The sequence below is a fragment of the Allobosea robiniae genome, from assembly GCF_900102525.1.
Lineage (GTDB): Bacteria > Pseudomonadota > Alphaproteobacteria > Rhizobiales > Beijerinckiaceae > Allobosea > Allobosea robiniae.
Map to the genome: position 1 here is coordinate 452,122 of NZ_FNBZ01000005.1, position 19,882 is coordinate 472,003.

Here is a 19,882-nt window from a genome sequence, read left to right on the forward strand (position 1 = left end):
AGATTCCCCAAGTTTTCAGAGCAAAGATACTTGCTTCGGTAGCTCTGGTTCCGAGTCGTCGCCATCTTTTTTGACACACCGAGCCACGATATCGAGCGCGCCATCAGCAAGCGGCCGTTGCAGCGCCCTCGCCTCTTCCCACGGCGCCGTCATCCAGGTCTCGCATTCCTCCGGCGTCGTTAGGATGACGGGCAAGCCCGCTCGAACGGCCTTTCGGAACACCGGGAGCATGAGCGGCATCCCGAAGGCGATTGGATGAGCCTGCATAACGGAAAGGTTCATCGCCACATCCCGCGCATCTTCGCCCTAACGTCGACCTTTGGACCTCCAGAGGGCGCTCGCGTGTCTTCGGAAGCACAGATCGGCCAGGCCGACCGCTCGAACTGTCCGAGAAGCGCGTTCGGGATGAAGCGGGTGCGATTGGCATACACATGCCGGTCGCCGGTCGCGGACTGCCCATGCGTAAAGAAGCGCTGCGGCACGACGAGATGCAGGTCGTCCTTGGCCCGTGTCATCGCGACATACAGCAGGCGCCGCTCCTCCTCGATCTCGTCCCTGGCGCCGGCGCCAAGGTCGATCGGAATGCAGCCGTCGACCGTGTTCATGACGAAGACTGACTTCCATTCCTGCCCCTTGGCTGAATGGATCGTCGACAAGATCAGATAGTCCTCATCGAGATGCGGCACGCCGGCTTGGTCACTGGTTGTGTCGGGCGGATCCAGCGTCAGTTCGGTCAGGAAGCGCTCTCGCGATGGGTAGCCGCTGGCGATCTGCTCCAGTTGCACGAGATCGGCTTGCCTCGTGCTGGCATCCTCGTGGATGCGCTCCAGGTGAGGTTCATACCATCGGCGGGCACGCTCGATCTCGGCTGGCCAACCGGCAGAGCCGGCGCGCAACTCCCCGATCGCGGTTACGAACGCGCCCCAGTCTTCGCCGGATCGAGGTGGAGCCGGGGCGCTATCGAGGGATTCGATCGGCGCCGACGCCTGCGCCATATGCTCAAGGACGCGCTGCGCCGATGTCGGCCCAACACCGGGCAGGAGCTGCAGCACCCGAAAGCCAGCCACTTTGTCACGCGGGTTCTCGACGAAGCGCAGGAGCGCCAGCAGATCCTTGATATGAGCGCTGTCGAGGAACTTCAGACCGCCGAATTTGACGAACGGGATATTCCGGCGCGTGAGCTCGATTTCGAGCGGGCCGCTGTGATGGGAGGCTCGAAACAGCACCGCCTGCTGTTTCAGCGTCGAGCCGCCCTCGCGGTTCTCCAGTACCTTCTCCGCGATGAAACGCGCCTGATCAGCCTCATCTCGAACATGAACGAGCTGCGGCTGTGATCCGGCTGCACGATCGGTCCAGAGGTTCTTGGTGAAGCGCTCCGCTGCCAGATCGATCACCGCATTCGCTGCCGAGAGGATCGCGCTGGTCGAGCGGTAGTTCTGGTCGAGCGTGATGATTTCGGCCGGCGGCACGAAAGCGGACGGAAAGTCGAGGATGTTGCGGACGGTCGCCGCGCGGAACGAATAGATCGACTGAGCATCGTCGCCCACGACCGTCAGACCGCGGCCATCGGGTTTGAGCGCGAGCAGGATTGAGGATTGGAGACGGTTGGTATCCTGGTACTCGTCGACCATGACATGATCGAAGCGCGCGCCGATATCAGCCGCGATGTCGGGATCAGTCATCGCCTGCGCCCAGTAGAGCAGTAAATCATCATAATCGAGGACGTTCTGTTGCTGCTTCGCGTCGACATAGGCGGCGAACAGGTCCTTCAGCTCGGCCGCCCAGGCAACACACCACGGGTAGGACTGCCCAAGAACCTCCTCGATCGGCCGCTCGGCATTCACGCAGCGCGAATAAATCGCCAGACAGGTGCCTTTCGTCGGAAACCGTGTCTCCGTCTTGGAGAAGCCGAGTTCGTGGCGGACCAGGTTCATCTGGTCGGCGGAGTCTTCCCGATCATGGATCGTGAACGCGGGATCAAGACCAAGCTGATCGGCACAATCGCGCAGGAGCCGCGCTCCGATACCATGAAATGTGCCGGCCCAACTGAGGGCGTCGGTCAGGACGCCAGCGCCCTCCCCGAGGACTTTGCGGGTGATCCGCTCAACGCGCTTCGCCATTTCGCCGGCTGCCCGGCGAGAGAAAGTCATTAGCAGGATCCGCCGCGGATCGGCGCCGCTGACCATGAGATGAGCGACACGATGCGCTAACGTGTTGGTTTTGCCGGAGCCTGCCCCGGCAATCACAAGCAGGGGGGATGCCGTCACGGCGCCGACACCATGGGTCACCGCGCGCCGCTGTGCCGAATTGAGAGCGTCGAGATAGCCGATTGGGGAGACGGCATTCATGCCTTCGGCTCCCGTACCGGCCGCGCTCCCTGCGAGAACACCCCTCGAAGGAACCCGCGGGAGACCGAGCGATCAGCATCTGCCAACAGGACATTGAAATCGTGCAAAACGGCACGTAGCGCGGCGCGCTCGCTTCCATGCTCAGCTACGAGATCATTGATCTCCCATTCGATTTCGTTCGCCTCGTCGGAATCTTCTATTGGTTCGGCTGACATGGCTTGCGTCCTCGGGCACGAGAACATTATGAGAACAAACCAACCCGAGGAGTCAAGCCATGGCCAGCGTCGACACGTTCTTCCTCCAGCCCTTCAAGACGCACCGGAAGCGTCTGGTGCCTGGCCTGCGGGTGCTCGCGAAGACGAAGCATCATGCTCTGAATGAAGGCGAGCGCCTCGGCCGAACCGCCGAAGGCGTGGCGGTTATCCACGTGACCGCAGATGACGAAACTGGCGAAGTCAGCGCGCTCGACGTCCTGGCGCGCCGTGGCGCGATCCCCGAGGAGTTCGAGGAGCAGATCAGGGCGTTGTGAAGCATGAGAGCAAGGGGTCAACCGAGCGACACGCAGATCAACCGCGACTTTCCGCATCAGGTAGCGGTCCCACTCTTTGAAGGGCGCGGCCTCGGCTACTTCAATTCGTCGGGACCTCTGTCGAGCCTCTGCCCGCGTCGCTTTAAAGTTGGCGATGGGGCGCGAAGCTATGAGGCCTACTGCTTCGGCGATCGGGATCAGGCGGAGCAATTTCGCGAGGCAATCAAGGGCGAGGATTTCGATCCCCGCGATCGCGTCGGCGCGATATGGCACCGCGGCCGAGGTAAGCGGCGAGATGCCAGTCGCGCTCGAAAAGGATATTGGTAGCGAGCCCGCCTCAGAGATTCGCAGAGGCCTTTCCCACCCGACAATCCGCCGCACGTCTTCTCGATCCTCTCCAGCCGGGAGGTCTCGACCTGGTCGGAAGAGTGGAGGCACGAATGCGAGATGCGGCTCCTTGACGGCCTGCCGCTCCGCGAACGGAACGACGCGCTGGACGGCGTGAAGGATGGGCTGAAGGGTATGAAGGCGTTCCGGGCGATGCCTGTGTGGCTCAACTCCGGACGGAAATTGAAGATCGCGCTCGGCACTGCGTCGCCGCGCCGGGCCCTTGACCACTTCCGCCGGCAGGCCCAGCCCTAAAAACCCGACCCGCACACATCGAATGCTACTCCGCAACGCAACGCGAATCGGCGGCCAATGAAATCGCTCCGTGATTACGATCGAGCACCGGGCGAAATAAGCGAGGGTAAGAAATACCCGAGGTATGCGAATGCCGAAAGCACCGCGATCAGGATAAGCCACGCCCCGAGGCGACTTGGTATCGAGCGCGAGGTACTCGCCTGCACCAACAATCGCAGCACCCCGCGAATAGGCAAAAAACGCGAAGGAGCTAAAGAAGAAGCGTGGGCGCCGTCATCGCTCGCCACACGCCCGGCGCCGTCGGCAGATCGCTCGGTGTCCTGCTCATGCTGGTCCACTCGCGTCCACCATACCTTTTCGGTCGACCATCTCTTTGCGGTGGCCAGGAGCAAAACGGGATCGAGAGGGAATCGTTCCAAGGCTATATGGAGATCGATTGCTCGCTAGGATCGGACTTGGTTCTGAACAAAACCCCGCCGGGATCACCGACGGGGTTTGTGGGCCTCCGGCCCTTGCTCAGCCGAGAAGGCGAGCGCTACTGAATTTCCTAGCCTACCGGCCGATCGGTCGCTGCCGGTACATCCGCGGCTCGCGTCCAGATCGGCGGTAGAGAGTGGCGCGGCTTCACTGGCATGGGAGCCGCGCGGCAGCATAACAATGAAATCGCGGATAGGTTCCGGCGGCACAAACCTAGTTCGGCGTTTTATTGCGATCGGGATCGAGAGCCTTTGCCACCGCATCAACCGCGGCGTCAGCTTCAGCATCCAATTGGGCAGCCTTAGCGCGCCCTTCGTCAGCGGTTTCGCCGCGGAATTTGAGCGAGGCGTGATAAATTTTCTTGCCGGCAATGTCTTCAACATCGGCCGTCAGATCGACGGAGTTGCCGTTAGGTAAGACCTCATGCACCATATCGGCCAGCGCCTCCTGTGCCGCGTCCGTTGCGGCCTTGTCGTCGGCGAAATCTAGAGGATTGTCTCCCCGGTCGACCTTTTTCCCGTCATCGGTCGTGAAACGATATTTCGGCATGTCGCACTCCGTAGCCGTAAGGCCGAATGGCCTCCTGGCTGCCGAACGGGCGCGTCAGAGCTTGGTTCCGCGCCACGCGTCGAACCTCCTCCGATCTACCAGTAGCCAACAGCGCTCGTACGAGTCGTTCCGGTTAGGCTGCGACGTCGCGATCTAGGTGAAACATGACATTCTTCGCGAGATCTTCTTCATCGAGCGCCAGAGGTGCGAACCCAGCCACCATATAAGCAATGCGCTCGCGCTCTTTGTCTCGGTCGTGCTCTGGCACTGAGTCCTTGATAACGTTCCATACTGCTTCCAACGCGGCATATGCCCGAGCGAGATCCGCAGGATCGTTGAGAGACGAAAATGGCATTGCTCCTTCCTCCAAAGCCGTTTCGCAGAAGATGATTTAGGAGCAGCTATTCATCCTTCAAGAGATGAAAATTGGTTGCAAATAACCGGGAACGCCGTGGCCCGCCGGCAGTTGAACCACCATCAATCTTTGGGGTGAGATTTCGCCATGGTTGCGTTGCAGGATCCCGTCGCCCCCCAGCCACCGCGCAATCGCCGCGAGCTCTATCGCGAGAAATGCCAGGACGAGGATGGCAATCGCTTCACCGTCATCGTCTGGCAGAACAAGCCCGGCCTATCGACCGTCTCCTACTCCCTCGCAGACGGCACACCGGTCCATTACGAGGACGAGTGCTACTTCGCGACGCCGACGGGGAAGATGCTGACCCGGTGCGAGGATTAACCGCTAATCCTCGAAAGCGATGCCTATCGAGGTTTCATCCCGCCATTTCACCAGAGCAGAGCGCTCCCGACGTAAGATATTGGCGACGACGCGCACGCGTCCCTCGATCTCGACACCCGCTGGTACACGGAGCATTGCCCCACCTGCTGATAGATCGCGGATGATGCAGCTGTAGACCGCGCCTTCATCCGTGACGAGCCTCGCCATCTCAACCATCCGATTGCGTTTTGATGTTCGGGGGAATTCAGCCATGCGGCGGCTATAGGACATCGATGCCAGAGGTGAAATGACCTAGCCTGGCCCCAGGCGGGGGGCAGAAGGCGGCCGAGATTGCTGAGGCACGCCTTCGCCAGTGAGATACCGCGCATGAAATCGGGATGATTTCTCAAAATAAAATGAAATCCTCGCTAGTGAAAACCACAATCTGTGCGCACAAAAATCGTCTGAAGCGCGCTTTGGTTGACATTTCAATTTATGAAATGTAAGCTACTTTATCGAGATTGCTTGGACGGTCGTTGTTATTTTCGCGCTTTGCCGCGGCTCTGATAAACTCCCCCTTTCGAAATCGTTCTGAACTCGCCGTACGTCTTGTCGGCGAGCGACAGGTGTAGCCAAAGGAGGGTTTCTCATGACCACCGGCACAGTTAAATGGTTCAATTCCACCAAGGGTTTCGGCTTCATCCAGCCCGATGACGGCAGCCAGGATGTGTTCGTACACATCTCCGCTGTCGAACGCGCTGGGATGCGGGACCTGCAGGAAGGCCAAAAGCTGGGATACGAAGTCGCTCGCGACAACAAATCTGGCAAGATGGCTGCAGAACAGCTCCAGACTGCGTGATCTGGCAATCGTCGCCGTTGACCACGGATGTACTGGCACCAGCGACTTTAGCCACTCGAAAGGCCGGGCACTTGCTCGGCCTTTTTGTTTTCAATTTAACTGCGAATGGAAATGGTAGTGTTCGAACTTTCAAAACAGCGCTTAACCGCCGACAATCAGTTCTTGAAGATTCAGACGCGGGCTCTCTCTCGCGCGAGGATTATGTCCGAAACGGAAAAGCTGACCCAGCAGCGCGAAGACAACATGCTCAAACTGCGCGGGCTCCGTCTGGCGAACGAGACCAGTGTTAAGCAGGCGGGGCTCGCAGCGCAGATCAAGATGAAATCGCGGAGGCGTCCGGGCTTCAAATAGCCCTAGATCTGCTGGGCGGCCGATGTATTCACCGGTCAGGAGGGTCCGAAGCGATAAAGGCGGCAACCACTCAAAAGACATAGACAAGCCATGTGGAAGGAGCAGGATCGGCGCTGCAGTTGTCTCCATCCGCTTTTTGGAAATGACCGCTGGCGGCGCGCATTGACGCCGCCTAGGCGGAGACCTGTCATGCATACCGGAAAAGGCTCTTTGGTCCTGCGCAATGGGCGCAGGCTCCCTCTCACCTTCCAGTTTGGCAGAAACTACGACGAGACCCGCGCAGGCCATCTTCTCTGCGATACATCCGCACTCGACCCGGCATTGCTGCAGGATCGGCTGCATGTCGTTTGCGATGACGGAACTGCTATCGTCGTTGCGGTGATGCACTCCAGTGATCGACATCTGGCGGTCACAGGGCGGGTTCTGGCGGCCGCGGCCTGATAAAGCTCTGCCATCATAAGTAGATGCGCGGAAGGCAGCGTAGCCATTGGATCGGCCCAGCGACGGCGAAGTGCCCATCACCGCGTCAGCGATCGAGCCAAGCCAAAATCAAACACTGCCCGGACCAAGGAAGCTCAAATGCAGCGTACCCCGAAAACTGGATAATTACGCGGTGGCTGCATCATACGCGCAAACGCATGCGTCCGGATCGATGCTGTGGGAACCGGGGTGCTATCCGATGAAGATGCTTCCGATGGCCGGGATCGCGGCGGCAATGGGATTCGCCGGCCTGAGCGGCTTGACTAGGTCAGACGCTGTCTGGGCCAGGCTGTCCCCGTCCTGCCAGGTCAAGGGAAACATCAGCATCAATACGGGGGAAAGCATTTACCACGTCCCCGGCCAGCGCCGTTATCTGGAGACGAATATCAGTCCGCAACATGGCGAGCGCTGGTTCTGCACGGCGGCGGAAGCGGAAAGCGCCGGTTGGCGACCCGCGAGAAACTGAGGCGGTTGCGCTGAAGTCAAAGGCGCCAAAGCTTACTCGCCCACTAGGCGATGGCTGCCACGGCCATCATGCTCACGGCAACAATCAGCGCGTCATCCATCGGTTCACTCCTGCGGCTCGGCGATGTAGAAGCCGAATGCTGAAGCGCAGGTCAGAACGACGCCGATCTCTAGCAAGCCCATTGTAGCCTCCAACCTGACGATGGAAGAGCAACCGCCCGGAACTGGCCATTGTTCCGCCGCGGGTCGGGCGAACATCGCATTCAGCAAAGAGGAAGAGATCGGCTGGCGAACGCCTCGATCGGAAGCCGCCGGTACATCCGCCACGAGCTCCGATCGAAGGCGGAAGAAGCGAACCGGCACCGAATCCCCGCCGCTCATCGGCATCAAATGCACCTTGACGGGCGGTAGCCCAATGCCCGTGCTTGCTTGCGGCGCTCTTTGCGTGCCAGCGAGTTCAGGTGCTCCCACTGGCGGAGCGATGCCCATAATTTCAAGTCATAGGTTGGGGGCTGCACCAACTGGCTTTCGTTCGTGGCCGGATTGATCTCGCTCAAGCCGCCCTCGTTATCGTCGGTGCATCATTCGATGCCGGACCCTAGGCCCTCGTGGTGCGACGAGCCCTGTCAAAAGACAGAAGCGTGGGAAAACGAAAAAAGCCCCGCCAGCCGGAGCTGCCGGGGTCAGGTAATCGTGGTGTGAGGGTGAGCCCGCCACGCGCGGAGCGTCACGCCGGTTCCCTGTCCGCTGGATTTCGGAGAAAGTGGGAGCGTCGGAGGCCGCAGCGCTATGCGGGCCTCGAGGGCGAACAGCGGTTACCGCCTTGGATCTCGAGGGCAATCGCATTGCTCTCCGGCAGCAAGGAAGCGCACGGCAGCTGAGGAAATAGCGAGCCGCAGAACGGTGCGGCCGGCAAAGATGATCTTGCCGGCTGCGCCGAAGAGCTAAACGCATTTGGTTGGTAGCGAGGCTCTCTCCGACCGCGAGGTCGTTTAGCGCCAAGTGCAGACATTAAGGCATCACCGGAAAGCAGACATTGGATGATCAATTCCAGTCTCGCTGTAAACCCTTATCCAGATGAGCTGCCGTACTCGGGCAGTAGCCCAACCCTTCAATCTGCTACAACCTGAAGCGCTGCCTTCAAGAGCGATTGGGTATAGGGATGCTTCGGATTGTCGAAGATATCCTTAGTCCGTCCGCGCTCAACAACCTTTCCTGACTTCATCACGATCAGCTCATCGCAAAGAGCTCTTACGACTTTCAGATCGTGGCTGATGAACATGTAGGCGAGATCATGCTTCCTTTGCAGATCCCGCAGTAGATCGATGATCTGGGCCTGTATCGAAAGATCGAGCGCCGAGGTTGGTTCATCGAGAACCACGAATTTCGGATTGAGGATCATGGCGCGCGCGATCGCGATCCGCTGGCGCTGCCCTCCGGAAAACTCGTGCGGGTAACGGGTGCGAACCGCAGGGTCCAGGCCGACTTCCTCCAGAATCGCTGCGATCATCAAGTCCCGTTCGCCACGCGACGAGCCGATACCGTGTATAAGCAACCCTTCGCCGACGATCTCCGCGACTGATTTCCGCGGACTGAGCGAGCCATAGGGGTCCTGAAACACGACCTGCATGTCACGTCTCAGATTGCGCATGCGCTCGGGGCCGACTTGGTCCAGCGCCACGCCCTGATACCGCACGGATCCTTCGCTTGGGATCAACTGAAGCATCGCGGTTCCTAACGTGGATTTCCCCGACCCGCTTTCGCCCACCACGCCCAGCGACTGCCCTTGGCGGATCGTGAGATCGATCCCGTCAACCGCTTTGACATGGGCCTTGGTACGACGCAGGAGGCCGCCCTTGATGCCGAACCAAACCTTCATATCGTTCGCTTCGACAAGAATGGGCGCCGATGTTGGAGGCGGCACAGGATCGCCTTTCGGATCCGAGTTGAGCAGGTGCTTCGTGTAGGAATGGCGCGGGTTGCCGAATATTTCGGCAGCATCACCCGTCTCGACGATCTCCCCCTTGTTCATCACAGCAACACGGTCGGCCATCTTCCGAACGACACCGAGGTCGTGAGTAATGAGCAGCATCGCCATCCCGAAGCGCCTCTGAAGCTCTTTAAGTAGCTTCAAGATCTGGGCCTGGACGGTGACATCAAGGGCTGTCGTCGGCTCGTCGGCGATCAGGAGCTCTGGCTCGTTGGCGAGCGCCATTGCGATCATCACACGCTGGCGCTGGCCGCCGGAAAGCTCATGTGGATAGGCGCTCAGGCGCTTGTCGGGCATTGGGAGCCCGACGAGAGTCAGCAGCTCGATAATGCGGGAGCGCGCCTTGTTGCCGCGGATGCCTTTATGTAGCGCCAGCACCTCGCCGAGCTGCCGCTCAACTGTGTGCAAGGGATTGAGCGAGGTCATCGGCTCCTGGAATACCATCGCGACCTTGTTGCCGCGGATCGCCTCCAGCTCCCGCTCGCGTGCTTGCAGGAGTTCGCGTCCCTCCAGACGGATACTGCCGCTCAACCGATGCGCGACCGCATGCGGCAGAAGCCGGAGGATCGAGAGCGCCGTCATGGACTTGCCCGAGCCGGACTCTCCGACGAGCGCCAATGTTTCTCCCTTGTTCAAGCTGAACGAGACGCCACGCACGGCCGGCACAGCCCCCTCCGACGTCAGGAATTCGAGCCGAAGGTCTCGAACCTCCAGGAGGCCTTCATGACCGCTCGGGCAGGTCGGTGAGTTCGAAACTGACATGGCGGGTCCAGTCGATCTTTCCGTTGTGTCACGCAGACAGGACGTTCTTGACGGCGCTCTCCAGCCGCTCAGCGGCCGACGCGAGGTGACCGCGTTTGCGCACGAGCCAGGCCTCGTCACGCGCGAGCCCGTCTTTGGCAACGGCGAGCATGCGGATGACTTCGGAGGGCGCTACACTGCCGGTCGTTACGCGCGTCTCCACGAAAATCTCGGGGTCCAGAGCGCTTCGAAGCACGTCTTCCGGCATCGCTATTCCGCCTCCGATCGTCTCTCGGGCCGCCCGGTTGAGCAGTCCAGCCGTGACGGCAGCAGGGCGAATATTCTCGCTCAAGCAGATCCGAACCAGACGCGCGACAACGTGATGAACCTGCCGGAAAGACAGGCCGGTCTCGCGGACAATCACATCGGCCAGATTGCTCGCCGTGCACCAACTGCCTTCGAGCCCTTCGCGCATGCGCCTCTCATGCACGATAAGGGTCGAGATCAGCCCGGTGAACAGGTCTAGCATGCCCTCCGTTGTGGCCAGCGCCTCGTCGATCAGCGGCAGGTCCCGCATGGCCTGGTCGCCCGTTCCCGCCGCGCGAAAGGTCGCCAGCGCCGAGGCAAGCCAGGTAACGGATCCTCCGGCCGCCTTCTTGACGGTCTCGAGCCCGGCCGGGTTTTTCTTCTGCGGAAAGATGCTGCTGGTGCCGCAATAGGCGTCATCCGACTCGACGAAGCCGAACTCCGTGCTCGACCAGACATGGAGATCCGTCGCGAGATCGTTGATCGTCGCCATCACGAAGGACAGGGCCGAGATCGCATCGGCCGCGTAGAAGGCCTCGCGCCCAAGCTTCGAATTCTCAAGCACGCCACCGAAGCCGAGGAGCTCGGTCGTCCGGTTGCGATCGAGCGGCCATGACGTCCCTGCAAGGCCGACAGCCCCGAGCGGATTCAGGTTGACGCGATCGAAGGCCTGGATCAGCCGTTCGAAATCCTCGCAGAGCCTCGTCGCAATGCTGAGAAGATAATGACCGAAGACCCAGGGCTGGGCCTGCTGCATATGTGTGTAGCCGGGCATGATGGTGCGGGCATGCTTCTCGGCCTTGTCGATCAGCGCGGCCCGAAACTGGTTCAACCGCTCGACCACATCGAGAAGCCGGTTGCGTTCATAGAGGCGGCGCACGGTCGTGCCCTGGTCGATGCGGCTGCGGCCGGTATGCATCTGCCCGCCGATATCCTCGCCCATCCGCGAGAACAGGAAGGCTTCGACCTGCAACAGAAAGCTTCCATTCAGCGGATCCATGGGGATGGTTGCCGGATCCATGCCGCGCATTTCCAAGAGCCCATTGAGAATGGCGCTCGCGACGTCACGCGGCAGGATTCCCTGCTCCGCGAGCATGACGGTATGGGCGAGATCAACCTGATTGAATTCACGCGCATGACGCATCTCGCGGGCAAGCCCGGGAATGTCGTGGTATTTGATCAGAGCCTCTGCCGGCGGGCTGCTCAGGCGGGCTTCAGAGAGCAGGAATTGATGCTCGGTGACCGGCTTGTTCATGGTAATATCCAGTTCGTCACGAGGTTTGTCGTGCGCGGCGAGGCCATCCGGCTTCGCGCCTTGGCAAGGTCGTCTGGACGGCGGTTGATCCCGCCGCCGCAATGGCGTTTCCCATCGGCTAGATTCAACGGACATTCGTTCGTCAGCGGCCGGAAGGCGGCAGCCGCCCCAATTTTGTGACCTGGTCGAGCTTGATGATCTCGTCGCCATAGACTTCGAGGCCCTTCAGCCCCTTGGCGATGCCGATCAACTGAACCTGATCGAACAGGACCAGCGAGTTCGGCGCTTCGTTCCAGACGATCTTCTGGACATCGGCATAGGCCTGCATCCGGCTGGTGTAGTTCATATCGACGGAGGCCTTGGCCAGCAGCTCATCGATCCTAGGCTGCTTGTACCCGGTGAGATTCGAATCGTCGGTGCTGGAGAATTTGCGCCGCAGCCGCCAGTCCGCATTGGTCACGCCGGTGCCGAGCAGCCACATATTGGCGTCGTTGCTGCCCCTGCCGGTGCCCTTGCCGGTCTCGGGACGATAAAGCGTCTTCTGATAGGTCGCCCATTCCCAGACCTTGAATTCGGTCTTCAGTCCGATGGCGTTCAGATAGCCCTGGACCGTCTCGGCGACGGCCTTGTCCTTGGCGTAGCGGCCGGCCGGGGTCCAGATGACGATCGGCTCGTTATATCCGCCGGGAAACACCTCCGCGATCATCTTGCGGGCTTTGTCCGGATCGTAGGCGTAAGGCGGCTGGCCGGGCGCGCGACCCTGCACGCCGCGTGGGAAGATGCCGTCCGGCACGCGCCCGTAGCCGTTCAGGATTTTCTCGATGATGGCCTTGCGATCGATTGCGTGGTTGATCGCGAGGCGCACGCGAGGGTCAGCGAATGGCGGCTTGGTAGTGTTGAGCTCGAAGAATATCTGGAACGAGCTCGGTTCGGTCACGATCGCGGTCGCAGCGTTCCTCCTGACTTTTTCGGTCGCCTCGGGCGGAATGTTGAGAGCGATATCGGCATTGCCAGTGGTCAGCTCGATCACGCGCGCTTCCGCCTCGGGCACCGGCCGGAACGTCATCTTGTCAGGCTTTCCGGGCGTGCCAGCATAATCGGGATTACGCTTGATCACCAATTGCTGCGCGGGCACCCATTCGGACAGCATGTAGGGGCCCGTGCCGACGGGATTGCGGGCATAGGCTCGGCCGCTCTTCTTCACGGCTGTCGGGCTGTTGATCCCGGCATATTCTTCCGCGAGGACCTCGAGCAGCATCGGCGATGGCTCTTTGGTGACGATCTCGACCGTCTCGGGATTCTTTGCGTTCACCTCGCTGATGCTGGTGAACAAGGAGCGGTTCGGAGAACCCAACGCCGGATCGAGAATACGCTCCAGGCTGAACTTCACCGCCTCGGCATCGAACGGCGTGCCATCGTGAAACTTGACGCCGCGACGCAGCTTGAACGTCCAGCGCAGCCCGTCCTCCGACTTGGTCCAGCTCTCGGCCAGGTCCGGGACGATTTCGTCGAGCTTCGTGTCCTTCCAGCGTACGAGCGTATTGAAGATGTTGTTGAAGACGATCTGCGATGGCGTGCTGCGTGACACCGCGGGATCGAGCGTGTCGACATCCGTTCCCTGCACGATACGCAGATTGAATTCGGCCCGCGCGGACGTCGGTGCGGACAGGTACATGATGCTGCTCAGCAGCGCGAGGCCGAGACCGAGACCTTCGCGACGCGTGATTTTCAGGAATGACGGCTGCAAGGTTTCCCTCTCTTTTTTGAGTTTTTGTCGGCTAGATCGCTTTGCGCGAGCGCGGATCGGCATAGTCCCGCAAGGCATCGCCCACGAGGTTGAAGGCGAGGATGACTGCGAACAGCGTGATGCCGGGTGCCAGGATCACATGGGGGTGGCTGGTGATGTGCGCGCGCGACGCCGCGATCATCGCGCCCCATTCGGGGATCGGCGGCTGGGGTCCGAGCCCGAGGAAGCTCAGTCCGGACCCGATGAGGATCGCCTCGGCGAGCGACAGCGTGCCCTGGATGATGATCAGGGATGTCGTGTTCGGCAGGATATGCGAGAACAGGATGCTGGAATCCCGGGCGCCGAGCGCTTTCGCGGCGACCGTGAACTGGCGTCGTTTCAGCGCGAGGATCGGTCCGCGAAACAGGCGCACATTGGCGGGGATCGTCGAGATCCCGATCGCGAGCGTCAGGCTGAGCACGCCGGATCCGAGGACGGTCACTACGATTATGGCGAGCAATGTCCGAGGGAATGCGATCATGAAGTCCATGAAACGCATCACCGCATCGGTGAACCAATTCTCGTAATAGCCGCACAGGCTGCCGATCAGGACGCCGAGTATCATTGCGATGGCCACGCTGACGAGCGCGACGATCAGCGTGATGCGGGCACCCCAGACGACCCGCGCCAGCAGATCCCTGCCCAATTCGTCCGTGCCCAACGGATGAGCCAAAGAGGGCGATAGAAGCGAAGTATCGAGCGTCACCCGCGTGGCCGTCTCCCAGTCGAACAGGAAAGGAGCGAGAAGCGCGGCCATCAGGAAAATGGCCATAACGAAGGTGGCGAGGAGCGTGACGTAGTTTTTCTTGCGAACAAGATATCCCAAGAAACCCATTGTCTTGGCGCGCCTACGAATAGGTGATGCGAGGATCGATGATGCCATAGATCACATCTACGAAAAGGTTGATGGCGACGACGGAGAGAGCAAAGACAAGGATCGTTCCTTGAATGACGTATATGTCCCTGATCATGATGGCTTCGACCATGTAACGGCCCATGCCTGGCCAAGCGAAGACGGTTTCAACGATCGCGGCGCCTCCGAGCAGGCGGCCGAAATCCAGCCCCAGCATCGTGACGATCGGGATCGACGCGTTACGCATCGCGTGGCGATAGGTCACCTTCGTCCAGGACAGGCCCTTGGCCCGCGCAGTGCGAATGAAATCCTCGGACAGGATGTCGAGCATGTTGGAGCGCGTTAGCCGCGCGAAAGCCGCGACATAGGGCAGTCCGAGGGTCAGGGCCGGCAGCACAAGGTGGCGCCAGGTTCCTCGCCCCGTCGGCGGTACCCATCCCAGCATGGAGGCGAAAACCAGCATCAAGACCAGGCCGAGGAAGAACCCCGGTATCGAGATGCCGAGCACCGCGAGGCTGGTCACGAAACGGTCGGCGGCGCCGCGCGGATTCAACGCCGAATAGATGCCGAGCGGAACGCCCAGGACGAGCGCGACCAGCATCCCCGCGACGGTCAGTTCGAGCGTCGCCGGGAATGTTCTGGCAATACCTTCCGTTACCGGTGCAAGTGTCTGGAAAGAATCACCGAGATCTCCTTGGGCGATTTTCTTCAGGTAGATCCCGTATTGCACCGGCAATGGCTGATCGAGCCCGTAATTGGCCCTGATCTGAGCAACGTCTTGCTCTGTCGCATCTGGTCCAGCCGCCATCCGGGCAGGGTCGCCAGGGATCAGGTGGAGAATAATGAACACGGCGACCGACACGCCCAGAAGCATGAGCGGCAACGTCAGTAACCGTCGAATTATATATGTCCCCATGGGCTAATGCCTCTGTAATGGTACCCGGCAACGCGCGGCGCTGATGGCCTCTGGACGAAAGCGTCCATGCCAATCTCTGCTCGCGAGCCGGCGAACCCTCAGATTCAGCAGCACCGCCTTGCAAAATTCAACTGCATGCGCCCTACTGGCTTTATAAGGAAATGTGATGCTCAATCGCCTGGTGTTGCGATAACCGGGTGAGCAGAACCCGGAAGTCTGAATGCAGCTCAACCCGCGCCAGATCGAGGCATTCCGCACGGTGATGCTGACCGGCAGCATGACCGCCGCCGCCGAAAGACTGAAAGTCACGCAGCCCGCAGTCAGCCGCCTGATCCGAGACCTGGAGGCTGAGCTGGATCTAAGGCTGTTCCGCAGGGAAGGTAATCGGCTGGTGCCGAACCACGAGGCCACCATCCTGTTCGCCGATGTGGATAGATTTTACGTTGGGTTGGATAGGGTCGCCAAAACAGCCAACGAGCTGAGGCATGCAAATGTCGGAGCCTTGAGGATTGCGTCGATCGGCGCGCTCTCGCTGAGCTGCATCACGCATGCGATCAGCATTCTTCATACCGCTCACCCCGCCGTCGACATTTCGCTAGAAAGTCTCAACACGCCTCAAACTCTCGACCTGGTAGCAGGGCGTCACTTCGATATCGGGTTTGCGCAGGCTGTAGCAGAGTTTCCCGGCGTTCGACTGACGCAGATGCCATCGGTCGAGACGGTATGCGTCATGCCTTCAACATACCCGATTGCGAGCAGGGATTTTATTGAACCACGTGATCTGGAAGGGCTTCCCTTCATCTCGCTCGGCCGAAACAACCCTCAACGCCTAAAGATCGATCAGCTTTTCGACGACCTGAACGTTCGGCGTCAAATGCTCCTTGAGACATCTCTTGCAGCGAGCGCAATCGGCTTGGTTGAATCGGGACTTGGTGTCTCAATCGTCGATCCCTTCACTGCGACTTATTTGAGCGGCCGAAACGTTGTGACGCGGCCGTTCAAATCGAATTTTTGCTTTGATATTGTTGCCGTACAGCCGATTCATCATCAGCAATCAAAGCTTTGCAAGGAATTCATCCAGATCATGATCGATTTATTTAAGAAGCAAGCGTCCTCACGCGAAAAATAAAGATCATGACGATAGACGGGAGCATGTAATCTATGACGGGGGACAAGGATCCGCGGATTATCGCGATTGAGCCCGGCGATCGCCTGGTTGTGCTGGCTCGGATCCTAGATGCGTCGTCGGAGCACGCGAAGCGCGCGCTCGAACGGGAAGCGAGCGAGCGGCGCCAGCTTGGCGGCACTTGCCTCGGCCAAGGTCTCTACCGCCACGACTCGATTTTCAGAGGGCAATCCGATGCCGCCGTCTGGAGCCATGCCGAGTTCACCTATTTCCGGGAAATCATCTCAGGCGATGTGATCGATCGGCTCGTCCGGTCGCCTCCGGTCCCAAGCGTAGTGCTTTTGCGCGCCGAAATCCTGCTCACGACGCCCGCGTCTTTCGTTCTTCCCACGAACTGGTCGGGCTCGTCGCATCGCCCTGGCCACAAACCCTCGATTGAGTACCTCGATGTGCACCCATCCCGACTGGCGGATTACCGGGAGATCATGCGTCGCTACATCGGACCTGCAGCGGCGAAGCTCGTCGCCTTGAACAAGCTGGAGACGTTCAGATCGATGGAGGCGGCCGCCGTCTTGTTCCAGGATCCCTCGCTTGGCTCGGCCTGGAACCAGATCCACCTCAGCGAGGTGGTCGCGGAAGGATTTCGCGGCTTTGGCGAGGAACTCGATGCCGCATTGCGGCAGACCGTGCCGGATGGCAGCTTCGCCAACGTTTTCGCCAGGCTGAATGACATCCGGACTATTCCTCGCTGGACCCTGAACCTTCCGGTGTTCGAGGATGATGCCGCCGTGGGCAACTAGGCCGGGAGCCACTCCCCATAGCTCAGCCGCAGAGCGCCAACAGCTGACATTGCGCGATTGCCGGGAAGCGGACCTACCTAGAATGTCAGAGCGGCAGGCGATCCCAAACTGCAAATTTCACGAAACGAACTGACGCCGGTACGCGTTCGTCGCTGGGCTCAGGCTGGGTTTGCGACAATGGCACGGATATCCAGTTGGTCGTCGTACATTTAGCGACCGCTACCTCGCTGTGACCGGGCGCATCTCGCCGCTCGCCGCGTAAGAACATTTTTGAAAAGACTGACGGCCAAGGAATCATTGGCTGCCGCCACCGTTAATCTCGGCTCGGCGGAGACCATATGGCACACAAGTTTACCATCAGCCGAGTCGGTTCAGACTCGGCCGTTCGAGACGCAGCCGGAGCCGTTTATGGGCTTAGCCCCACCATGGCCGACGTATGCGAGACGGCGGATCGCATGGCCAAGCGAACGAGCACCACGGTCACGCTAACCGACGAAGCTCGGATATACCTGAACTCCATTGGAATGGCTCACCGCTATCGGTAGCCGTGCGGTCGCTTCGCCCCACGACCAGCCCTCCAGCTGAGTTATCGATTTCCGGTCAGCGACGTATGAATGGGGTGCGAGCCGACTACTCCGTTCGGGCGGCTAGCATTCTCAGTTCCCGCGTCGCACGCGGACATCGGCCAAACCAGAGAAATCGACAGTCTAGGCATACACGGTCGCATTGCCGTCGTACGAGCGCGAGGATTTTCAGGACCTCCGGGAGCCGGCAAACGATCACAACGAGATGTCGTCACTCCGATATTTGGCAGGCTGCCGCACCGCCGGCCAGAACGTTGCAGGCGACAAAATGGAGGCGCGTCCCCAATAGCTCCTAACCGAAGGAAGATTGCTCGACCTCACTCTTCATGGCCGGTAGGGTGACATGGCTCGGGTCTCGCGCATGAGAACAGGGCACATCGGGAGAACCAAGCCATGGCCAACGCCGACACGTTCTTCCTCCAGCCGTTCAAGACACATCGAAAGCGCTTGGTGCCCAGCCAATGCGTTCCAGCCAAGAGCCGGCATCACGCGCTCAATGAAGGTGAGCGCCTGAGCAAAACGGCCGAGGGTTTGGCTGTCATCCACGTCGTTGCGGACGACGAGACCGGTGAGGTGAGCGAGCTTTCTGTGCTGGCACGCCACGGCACGATTCCTGAGGAATTCGAAGAGCAGATTAGGGCGCTTTGAGACTAAACGCGGCGGCGTTGGCCGGTGTTGAGGCCCTTCTTCATCGGCGACCTGTCACGGCTGCGGGGTGCTTCTACGGAAGCGACACCAGTCCGGCCCGGACAACCGGGAGCGCAAAAACGCAACTCTGCAACGCAATGAGTCCTCAGCGGACCGCAAAATCAGTCGTTCCGATGGGGTGTAACAGCATCGGTTCCAGCGTCGTTGGCTCAGGACAGCTAGGAGCGGGATGCGGCCATAATCGCAAGAGTGGAAATAATCGCTCCTAGGCTTGCAAGAGAACCCTACGCACACCATTTTAATCCAATCTTGAAACGCATCGGGATTGTACTTCATAGTATTTGCGCGAAGCGCCCCGATCTGGGCAAAACGGAGCCCAGCCATGACAAATATTTCCGGGCACTGGTTCATTTATCGCGTTTGGGCCGCAGACCGCTATCTGGTTTGGTTCGCGCATGGTGGCCTCATCGCCGCGTTCGCACTGGCCTTTGCACTCGTGCTGAAATGATGCCTCCCATGGAACCGCATCTGGAAAAGGCTCGGTTTGCAGCCGCTGGCTATGCTCCGGCGCCGGAGGCGTCGGCGCTGGCCTATGGAATGATTGGCATGGCGCTCTTCAGCGTCGGCATGTGGGGAGCGGGCAGGTTTTATGACGTGCCTCTGATCCCCCATTTGTCGTTGATTGTCGTTGGCTCGCTGATCGCATTTCCCGTTGGCATCTGGCTGCGAAAGAAACGGAAGCGGCGCCATGTTGATGCCTATCAGGCCGAGCTGGTGTGTCTTGGCGCAGGGTGCAGGTCATGAGCCTCGACTTTCCCAACTCGATCCGGCGTTACGAACCCGGCCGCGGCTGCGTGAGCTTCTGGGGTTCTGAAGCATCGCTGGAAGTCATGTTCCAGATCGAGCTCGATGTTCTGCGGACCTTAAGTCCCGCTGTCATCGACGGAAGCGAGGGCTCGTTCCTGGTCGCATTCGACCTCAATCGCTCAGCCATATTGCAGGCCGCTCGCTCCGCCTATCTGAAGAAGCGCGGGGGCTATCATCGGCTCTCGGCTGACGCCTTCCGCTAGCAAGGGCCGGAGCTTTCGGCCGCACCTAAAGGAATGGCGAGGACAGCGGGTTGGCTCGGCCTGTCTCACGTGGCGACTTAGCGTTTGTCCAGTCATCGTCAATCGCAGGAGCGCGACATCATGAGCGAACGGCGAGAGCTATATCGCAGCCCCACCGGCGACTGCTGGTTTCTGGGGCGGGAGCCGACGAGCGGTGCAGCATTCGTGATCCATCAACCGAACGGTCCAGGAGGGAGCCAGCTGTCGCATGTCGAGTTGGGAGCCTTCCTCGTCTCCGGAAAGTCGGACCGTCCCGAGCAACAGGCCTTGCTCCGCCTCATCGGGACGCTTGTCGATGTGCCTCCCTACGCGAATCGGGCGTGACGTCGTGATACCGGCTCCGGCCGCCATTC

The 19,882-nt window shown here is 60.1% G+C and carries 26 protein-coding genes; 13 read left to right on the forward strand and 13 right to left on the reverse strand.

All coding sequences use genetic code 11. The features are described from left to right. Positions 1-15: 15 nt before the first annotated feature. The 3 genes from BLQ70_RS16605 to BLQ70_RS25405 are packed head-to-tail and all read right to left on the reverse strand — an operon-like array spanning position 16 to position 2,563. Positions 16-282: a hypothetical protein gene (locus tag BLQ70_RS16605; RefSeq protein ID WP_061969042.1), complete on the reverse strand. Its 267-nt coding sequence runs from the start codon at positions 280-282 to the stop codon at positions 16-18. Further along, complete coding sequence (locus BLQ70_RS16610) at positions 279-2,348, reverse strand: ATP-dependent helicase (protein WP_061969044.1); 2,070 nt, start codon at positions 2,346-2,348, stop codon at positions 279-281. Before BLQ70_RS16610 ends, BLQ70_RS16605 begins: the two co-directional genes overlap by 4 nt. Further along, a complete protein-coding gene (locus BLQ70_RS25405; protein ID WP_139163571.1) occupies positions 2,345-2,563 on the reverse strand; it encodes a hypothetical protein in 219 nt (72 codons plus the stop codon). Before BLQ70_RS25405 ends, BLQ70_RS16610 begins: the two co-directional genes overlap by 4 nt. Positions 2,564-2,622: 59 nt before the next feature. Here BLQ70_RS25405 and BLQ70_RS16615 point away from each other — a divergent pair, with 59 nt between their 5' ends. Both BLQ70_RS16615 and BLQ70_RS16620 read left to right on the forward strand, forming a co-directional pair. Further along, positions 2,623-2,877 (forward strand): hypothetical protein, encoded by a 255-nt coding sequence (locus tag BLQ70_RS16615; protein WP_091858721.1) that lies wholly within the window; start codon positions 2,623-2,625, stop codon positions 2,875-2,877. Between the two features lie 390 nt (positions 2,878-3,267). After that, complete coding sequence (locus BLQ70_RS16620; RefSeq protein WP_425284588.1) at positions 3,268-3,519, forward strand: DUF7696 family protein; 252 nt, start codon at positions 3,268-3,270, stop codon at positions 3,517-3,519. Positions 3,520-4,209: 690 nt separating this feature from the next. Here BLQ70_RS16620 and BLQ70_RS16625 read toward each other — a convergent pair. Next, positions 4,210-4,545, reverse strand: coding sequence for a DUF6894 family protein (locus BLQ70_RS16625; protein ID WP_091858724.1), 336 nt, complete (start codon positions 4,543-4,545; stop codon positions 4,210-4,212). 133 nt (positions 4,546-4,678) lie between these two features. After that, positions 4,679-4,900, reverse strand: a complete 222-nt coding sequence (locus BLQ70_RS16630) for a hypothetical protein (protein ID WP_061969052.1) — start codon at positions 4,898-4,900, stop codon at positions 4,679-4,681. Between the two features lie 147 nt (positions 4,901-5,047). On the opposite strand from BLQ70_RS16630, the gene BLQ70_RS16635 reads away from it, so the two are divergent. Next, a complete protein-coding gene (locus BLQ70_RS16635) occupies positions 5,048-5,281 on the forward strand; it encodes a hypothetical protein (protein ID WP_091858727.1) in 234 nt (77 codons plus the stop codon). Between the two features lie 3 nt (positions 5,282-5,284). On the opposite strand, the gene BLQ70_RS16640 is transcribed toward BLQ70_RS16635, so the two are convergent. Beyond that, positions 5,285-5,551: a PilZ domain-containing protein gene (locus BLQ70_RS16640; protein ID WP_082617511.1), complete on the reverse strand. Its 267-nt coding sequence runs from the start codon at positions 5,549-5,551 to the stop codon at positions 5,285-5,287. Positions 5,552-5,909: 358 nt separating this feature from the next. On the opposite strand from BLQ70_RS16640, the gene BLQ70_RS16645 reads away from it, so the two are divergent. The 4 genes from BLQ70_RS16645 (at position 5,910) to BLQ70_RS16660 (ending at position 7,416) form a co-directional block, all read left to right on the forward strand. After that, a complete protein-coding gene (locus BLQ70_RS16645; protein WP_061969057.1) occupies positions 5,910-6,119 on the forward strand; it encodes a cold-shock protein in 210 nt (69 codons plus the stop codon). A 117-nt stretch (positions 6,120-6,236) separates the two neighbouring features. Then, positions 6,237-6,470 carry a hypothetical protein gene (locus tag BLQ70_RS16650; RefSeq protein ID WP_139163572.1) on the forward strand — a complete coding sequence of 78 codons (234 nt, stop codon included), beginning with the start codon at positions 6,237-6,239 and terminating at the stop codon, positions 6,468-6,470. Between the two features lie 189 nt (positions 6,471-6,659). After that, a complete protein-coding gene (locus tag BLQ70_RS16655; RefSeq protein ID WP_091858732.1) occupies positions 6,660-6,911 on the forward strand; it encodes a hypothetical protein in 252 nt (83 codons plus the stop codon). 238 nt (positions 6,912-7,149) lie between these two features. Next, a complete protein-coding gene (locus tag BLQ70_RS16660; protein ID WP_091858734.1) occupies positions 7,150-7,416 on the forward strand; it encodes a sunset domain-containing protein in 267 nt (88 codons plus the stop codon). A gap of 104 nt (positions 7,417-7,520) precedes the next feature. On the opposite strand, the gene BLQ70_RS16665 is transcribed toward BLQ70_RS16660, so the two are convergent. The 7 genes from BLQ70_RS16665 to BLQ70_RS16690 all read right to left on the reverse strand — a co-directional run bounded on the left by BLQ70_RS16665 (position 7,521) and on the right by BLQ70_RS16690 (position 15,262). After that, entirely contained in the window at positions 7,521-7,802 is a 282-nt protein-coding gene (locus BLQ70_RS16665) for a hypothetical protein (protein WP_091858736.1), read from the reverse strand. Beyond that, on the reverse strand, positions 7,802-7,972 hold the full coding sequence (locus BLQ70_RS25660; protein WP_156407139.1) for a hypothetical protein: 171 nt from the start codon (positions 7,970-7,972) through the stop codon (positions 7,802-7,804). The genes BLQ70_RS16665 and BLQ70_RS25660 overlap by 1 nt, the downstream gene beginning before the upstream one ends. 554 nt (positions 7,973-8,526) lie before the next feature. Continuing rightward, positions 8,527-10,167 carry an ABC transporter ATP-binding protein gene (locus BLQ70_RS16670; protein WP_091858739.1) on the reverse strand — a complete coding sequence of 547 codons (1,641 nt, stop codon included), beginning with the start codon at positions 10,165-10,167 and terminating at the stop codon, positions 8,527-8,529. A gap of 28 nt (positions 10,168-10,195) precedes the next feature. Next, the gene (argH, locus tag BLQ70_RS16675; RefSeq protein ID WP_091858743.1) at positions 10,196-11,707 is read right to left on the reverse strand and encodes an argininosuccinate lyase; all 1,512 of its coding nucleotides are present in this window, start codon (positions 11,705-11,707) and stop codon (positions 10,196-10,198) included. Between the two features lie 142 nt (positions 11,708-11,849). Next, positions 11,850-13,454, reverse strand: coding sequence for an ABC transporter substrate-binding protein (locus BLQ70_RS16680; protein WP_210184311.1), 1,605 nt, complete (start codon positions 13,452-13,454; stop codon positions 11,850-11,852). Between the two features lie 31 nt (positions 13,455-13,485). Further along, positions 13,486-14,319, reverse strand: a complete 834-nt coding sequence (locus tag BLQ70_RS16685) for an ABC transporter permease (RefSeq protein WP_210184312.1) — start codon at positions 14,317-14,319, stop codon at positions 13,486-13,488. A 22-nt stretch (positions 14,320-14,341) separates the two neighbouring features. Continuing rightward, the gene (locus tag BLQ70_RS16690) at positions 14,342-15,262 is read right to left on the reverse strand and encodes an ABC transporter permease (protein WP_061966619.1); all 921 of its coding nucleotides are present in this window, start codon (positions 15,260-15,262) and stop codon (positions 14,342-14,344) included. Positions 15,263-15,482: 220 nt separating this feature from the next. On the opposite strand from BLQ70_RS16690, the gene BLQ70_RS16695 reads away from it, so the two are divergent. The 6 genes from BLQ70_RS16695 to BLQ70_RS16715 all read left to right on the forward strand — a co-directional run bounded on the left by BLQ70_RS16695 (position 15,483) and on the right by BLQ70_RS16715 (position 19,490). Continuing rightward, positions 15,483-16,391: a LysR substrate-binding domain-containing protein gene (locus BLQ70_RS16695; protein WP_061966618.1), complete on the forward strand. Its 909-nt coding sequence runs from the start codon at positions 15,483-15,485 to the stop codon at positions 16,389-16,391. Positions 16,392-16,423: 32 nt separating this feature from the next. Continuing rightward, positions 16,424-17,188 (forward strand): hypothetical protein, encoded by a 765-nt coding sequence (locus BLQ70_RS16700; RefSeq protein WP_091858749.1) that lies wholly within the window; start codon positions 16,424-16,426, stop codon positions 17,186-17,188. A gap of 977 nt (positions 17,189-18,165) precedes the next feature. Continuing rightward, the gene (locus tag BLQ70_RS16705) at positions 18,166-18,420 is read left to right on the forward strand and encodes a hypothetical protein (RefSeq protein WP_061966615.1); all 255 of its coding nucleotides are present in this window, start codon (positions 18,166-18,168) and stop codon (positions 18,418-18,420) included. Positions 18,421-18,802: 382 nt separating this feature from the next. Then, the gene (locus BLQ70_RS26150; protein ID WP_274532857.1) at positions 18,803-18,928 is read left to right on the forward strand and encodes a hypothetical protein; all 126 of its coding nucleotides are present in this window, start codon (positions 18,803-18,805) and stop codon (positions 18,926-18,928) included. A gap of 8 nt (positions 18,929-18,936) precedes the next feature. Next, positions 18,937-19,224, forward strand: coding sequence for a hypothetical protein (locus BLQ70_RS16710; protein ID WP_091858752.1), 288 nt, complete (start codon positions 18,937-18,939; stop codon positions 19,222-19,224). Next, positions 19,221-19,490, forward strand: coding sequence for a DUF1488 family protein (locus BLQ70_RS16715; RefSeq protein WP_061966613.1), 270 nt, complete (start codon positions 19,221-19,223; stop codon positions 19,488-19,490). The genes BLQ70_RS16710 and BLQ70_RS16715 overlap by 4 nt, the downstream gene beginning before the upstream one ends. Positions 19,491-19,882: the final 392 nt, after the last annotated feature.

Coding starts and splice junctions, on each gene's coding strand:
- BLQ70_RS16605 (WP_061969042.1), bottom strand. CDS start 282: ATGAACCTTTCCGTTATGCAGGCTCATCCAATCGCCTTCGGGATGCCG.
- BLQ70_RS16610 (WP_061969044.1), bottom strand. CDS start 2,348: ATGAATGCCGTCTCCCCAATCGGCTATCTCGACGCTCTCAATTCGGCA.
- BLQ70_RS25405 (WP_139163571.1), bottom strand. CDS start 2,563: ATGTCAGCCGAACCAATAGAAGATTCCGACGAGGCGAACGAAATCGAA.
- BLQ70_RS16615 (WP_091858721.1), top strand. CDS start 2,623: ATGGCCAGCGTCGACACGTTCTTCCTCCAGCCCTTCAAGACGCACCGG.
- BLQ70_RS16625 (WP_091858724.1), bottom strand. CDS start 4,545: ATGCCGAAATATCGTTTCACGACCGATGACGGGAAAAAGGTCGACCGG.
- BLQ70_RS16630 (WP_061969052.1), bottom strand. CDS start 4,900: ATGCCATTTTCGTCTCTCAACGATCCTGCGGATCTCGCTCGGGCATAT.
- BLQ70_RS16635 (WP_091858727.1), top strand. CDS start 5,048: ATGGTTGCGTTGCAGGATCCCGTCGCCCCCCAGCCACCGCGCAATCGC.
- BLQ70_RS16640 (WP_082617511.1), bottom strand. CDS start 5,551: ATGTCCTATAGCCGCCGCATGGCTGAATTCCCCCGAACATCAAAACGC.
- BLQ70_RS16645 (WP_061969057.1), top strand. CDS start 5,910: ATGACCACCGGCACAGTTAAATGGTTCAATTCCACCAAGGGTTTCGGC.
- BLQ70_RS16655 (WP_091858732.1), top strand. CDS start 6,660: ATGCATACCGGAAAAGGCTCTTTGGTCCTGCGCAATGGGCGCAGGCTC.
- BLQ70_RS16660 (WP_091858734.1), top strand. CDS start 7,150: ATGAAGATGCTTCCGATGGCCGGGATCGCGGCGGCAATGGGATTCGCC.
- BLQ70_RS16665 (WP_091858736.1), bottom strand. CDS start 7,802: ATGCCGATGAGCGGCGGGGATTCGGTGCCGGTTCGCTTCTTCCGCCTT.
- BLQ70_RS16670 (WP_091858739.1), bottom strand. CDS start 10,167: ATGTCAGTTTCGAACTCACCGACCTGCCCGAGCGGTCATGAAGGCCTC.
- argH (WP_091858743.1), bottom strand. CDS start 11,707: ATGAACAAGCCGGTCACCGAGCATCAATTCCTGCTCTCTGAAGCCCGC.
- BLQ70_RS16690 (WP_061966619.1), bottom strand. CDS start 15,262: ATGGGGACATATATAATTCGACGGTTACTGACGTTGCCGCTCATGCTT.
- BLQ70_RS16695 (WP_061966618.1), top strand. CDS start 15,483: ATGCAGCTCAACCCGCGCCAGATCGAGGCATTCCGCACGGTGATGCTG.
- BLQ70_RS16700 (WP_091858749.1), top strand. CDS start 16,424: ATGACGGGGGACAAGGATCCGCGGATTATCGCGATTGAGCCCGGCGAT.
- BLQ70_RS16705 (WP_061966615.1), top strand. CDS start 18,166: ATGGCCAACGCCGACACGTTCTTCCTCCAGCCGTTCAAGACACATCGA.
- BLQ70_RS26150 (WP_274532857.1), top strand. CDS start 18,803: ATGACAAATATTTCCGGGCACTGGTTCATTTATCGCGTTTGGGCCGCA.
- BLQ70_RS16710 (WP_091858752.1), top strand. CDS start 18,937: ATGGAACCGCATCTGGAAAAGGCTCGGTTTGCAGCCGCTGGCTATGCT.
- BLQ70_RS16715 (WP_061966613.1), top strand. CDS start 19,221: ATGAGCCTCGACTTTCCCAACTCGATCCGGCGTTACGAACCCGGCCGC.